The sequence below is a fragment of the Thermogutta sp. genome, assembly GCF_014359955.1.
Lineage (GTDB): Bacteria > Planctomycetota > Planctomycetia > Pirellulales > Thermoguttaceae > Thermogutta.
The window spans coordinates 1-3,777 of record NZ_JACIYL010000437.1; the positions used below are offsets into that span (position 1 = coordinate 1).

The 3,777-nt window shown below is 57.8% G+C and carries 2 protein-coding genes; one reads left to right on the top strand and one right to left on the bottom strand.

All coding sequences use genetic code 11. The features are described from left to right. Window positions 1-1,153 (bottom strand): HD domain-containing protein (locus H5U08_RS12645; protein ID WP_297033605.1); only part of this gene is annotated, 1,153 nt, incomplete at its 3' end. Between the two features lie 405 nt (window positions 1,154-1,558). Between H5U08_RS12645 and H5U08_RS12650 the strand changes: the two genes are divergently transcribed. Next, window positions 1,559-3,777, top strand: a 2,219-nt coding sequence (locus tag H5U08_RS12650; protein ID WP_297033607.1) for a hypothetical protein, incomplete at its 3' end; no start/stop codon positions are given.

A 3,777-nucleotide genomic window follows, 5' to 3' on the forward strand; every position in this document is an offset into this window, starting at 1 on the left:
CTTTGGGGAAGAACACGTCCACACGGAATTCGATCTCTTTATGAACCGGTGGGGCATCAACCAGGACCTGGTGCGGGAGGACGGGGATCCCCAATCTTTTGCTGAGGAGGTCCGCCAGATGATGCGCACAGGCGACGAGCCAGCGGTAAGGGCGCCCCGCTATTCGTCGATAGACATCATTCCCATCAAAATAGTGAAACTGCGCAATCCGCTTGTAAAGTGTTCGCACCGGTCCAAAAAGTCCCTGGAGAATCTCGGCTGTCTTCGACGGCCCGGCAGATTGCCGCAGGGTTTCGATAAATTCCCATTCACTTGACGAGAAAAGCAGCTCGAGGTCGAGCCGATCCTTCAAGTCGTAAAAACTCCGTTGGAGCATCGCCGTGGCGGAACGAACGGCATGGTGCCAGTAAACCTCGCTGAACATGACGTATCGTGCAAAGACCATGAGCTCGGCGGCCGTTTTTCCTTTTTCGGTAATGGCCAGGCCGTCACCCCGTTCATTCAAACAGAGGCTGCCCACCAGCCGTTGCTGGTCGAAAAAACGGCCATACGGGACACCCGCATGAAGACTGTCTCGGAAAAGATAATCCATTTTGTCCACATCGAGCGGACCGGAAAGAATGTTCTGTAAGAGGCTTGACACGCCATCCCTCCGACGTTTGGCGATGAGGTTGAGCACGTCGTCGGGTTGCAGGTTCCAGTCACGTTCCAGAAGCAGCGCCACAGGTTCGTCCCGCAAGAATCTGGCGACGAACGCTTCATGGAGTGGCACGTCGGGCAGGCCAAGGTCCTCGATGGCGTGACAGAATGGCCAGTGCCCCAAATCGTGGAGAAGGGCGGCAACGATCAGTTTTTCGCCCTCATGCGGCGTCACCTGGGCGCGAAACCGCTGATCGTGGGAAAGATGCTTGAGAACCAAAAGGGCCAGGCGATACACACCAAGGCTGTGCTCGAATCGGGTGTGATTGGCGGCCGGATAAACGAGGGAGACCAGGCCCAATTGGGTAATCCTTGCCAACCGGCGAAAGGCCGCTGTATCGATCAGACGGCGGACGCGGTCGGTAATGGGAACGTCCAATTCCGGCGGAATGCGAATGAGTTGCCGCCGTGAATCAAGAGCCATGAGTTCGGGAATTTCGTCCCAACGAGTCATCGTTTCTTCCTCGTCGCAGCGGGCGGAATTGTGCCGCTTTTCGAAGTCGCCCTCGATGGATGAAAACAGTCAGCCCCGTGGATTCGGGCCCAATCCGGCCATCGTCGTGGGAACAGCCGCTGGGGAACAAAGCGACAAAAACAACTTAGGTTTCATTCTGCCATGTTTGTGACCTGGCCGGGAGCGGTCCGGGAGGTTTGATTGTGTTGAGGAAGGATTCTGCGCGTGCTGCAGGTCGTTCCGGGAAAAGATGAACGAATTCAAGTTGGACGCCCGGGATGCCATTGAGGGTGTGGCTTTTCTACCACCACCGGATGTGGTAGTAAGAAATAGGGAGCCAAATCTGCCCTGTCTTTTGGGTCACTGAGTTTTCCGCCGCAGGCACCGTGATTGGAGGCGGAGGATATGCTGTTGAGGAGAATTGGTCTGGCGCTCGTCATCGCCCTGGTTGTGGGTGGCAAGGCCAGCGAGGTGTTGAGCCAGGAATCGGACATACACCGGCGTTTTCTGGAGGCTCTCAAGCTCCGGGGGTATTTCGACACGGCCGTGGAATATCTTGATATGCTGGCCGGTGATCCGACGTGCCCGCCGGAGTTGAAAGAGGTGATCGATTATGAGGCGGGTAAGGCCCTTTTGGGGGCAGCGCAGGCGTCGCGGGTCGCCCAGACGCGGGAACAGCTTCTGACGGCGGCCGTGGCCCGGCTCAAAAAGTTTGTGCAGGAGCATCCCCAGCATCCGGCCGTGCCGGAAGCGACGGCCGAGATGGCCCAGGCCCTCATTGAGCGTGCGAAGGGACTTCTCGCCACCACAGAGGGGAAAAGCGATCAGGAGGCCGAACCCGCACGGCTGCAAGCTCGCAAACTCATCGAACAGGCGAGGCAGGAGTTCGAAGCGTTCAAGAAGGCGGCCTATAATCGGGCCAAGGAGTTTGAAAATAAGGTCATCGACCGGGCCAATACGGCGCTGATCAAGGAGCGGGACGAAGCCCGGGCGATGTATTTGAAATCGCTGATTTATTCCGTCGGGGCCCTCTATCAACTGGCGCAAACCTATCCGCCGTCCAGTAAAGAGCGGAGTGACCTTCTCAAACAGGCGGCCGCCGAATACGAAAACATCTTCAACAAGTATCAAAACTACGCGGCGGGCATTTATGCCCGATTCTACGAAGGTATCTGCTACCAGGAATTGGGTCAGGACATGCAGGCCGCTGACATCTTCAAGGAGACGTTAACCGTGCCCGGTGACTCGCCCGAGGTGCAGCGGCTGCATACGGAAGCACTGGCGCGGCTGGTTCAGATTTATCGAAAGAACAAAAGTTACCAGGCTGCGGTGGATGCCGCCGTGCAATGGGAAGAATCTGTGCGCCCGGATGTCCGCGACTCAGAATGGGGGCTCAACCTGTTGTATGAAGCGGCACTGTCAGCGCTGGAACTGGCCCAGGCGGCGGATAAGGCGAAGGACACGCGATCGGCGCAGCAGTATCGCGCGACCGCCCGGCGCTTCCTGGAAATCGTCTCCCGGGCCCCCGGTTCCCATCGGTTGGACGCGCAGGCAAAGCTCGCCGAACTTTCCGGGGCTCAACAGGATTTAAGCGTTCAGGATGTCCAGACGTATGCCGACGCAAAGGCCCGGGGTGAGCTGGCCTGGGGGCGGTTTCTGGGATTGATGGCCCAGCTTCAAAAGGGAGAAGGGGCTGCGAAGCAGCTCCGCGAGGAAGCGACGAAGGCGAGGGATCTGGCGATCGCCTTTTATCGAAAGGCGCTGGCTCTCTATAAGAACCAGCCTCTCGAAGAAGTGAACCTGATGCGATTCCAGATGGTTTTTCTTTTCTGGGATGCCGGGCGCTATGAAGACGCGGCGGTCCTGGGCGAATTTCTCGCCCGCCGGTATCCGCAGAGTGCTGGTTCCCAAAAAGCCGCCGAAATCGCTGTGAAAGCGTTGCGGAACCTCTTCATCGAAGCGCGGAAGAACGGACAACCGGCAGATGCCGAGTTGAGCCAGATGGAGTCTCTCACGGGGTATGTGTTGAGCCAATGGCCCGACCAACCGGAGTCCGGAGAATGTGTGTTGACGTTGCTGGAGAGCTTTCTGGATCTCGACCAGCTTGACGAGGCCAAAGCGTTCTTGAATCGGCTTCCCGAGAATTCTCCCAGTCGGGCCCGGGCGGAACTGCGGATCGGTCAGGTTTTGTGGATGCAATACGCGAAGGCGGCCACCTCTCGTGAGGAGGGAGCCGCTCAGGAGGATGCGCAGGGGCTGCTGGCGGATGCCCAAAAATATCTCGAGCAGGGCGTCCAGCGGATTCGCGCCAGTTCGCAGGGAGTGACGGTTGATTATTTCCTGGAATACTCGGTGTGGCTCCTCGCTCAGCTCTATGTCAACACGGGACGGACGGATGATGCCATTAAAGTTCTGGAGGATCCCACGATTGGCCCTCTGGCTCTGATGCGCAGCAACCACAGCGCAGTGAGTTTGCCGAAGTTCAAGGAAGAAATCCTCAAAACAGCGCTGCGAGCCTACGTGGGAGCTCAAAATCTGGACAAGGCGTTTCAGATTCGGGATGAGCTGGAAAAACTGGTGGCGGGTAGCAATGACGCCGAGGCAACCCGACGCTTGACACTCGT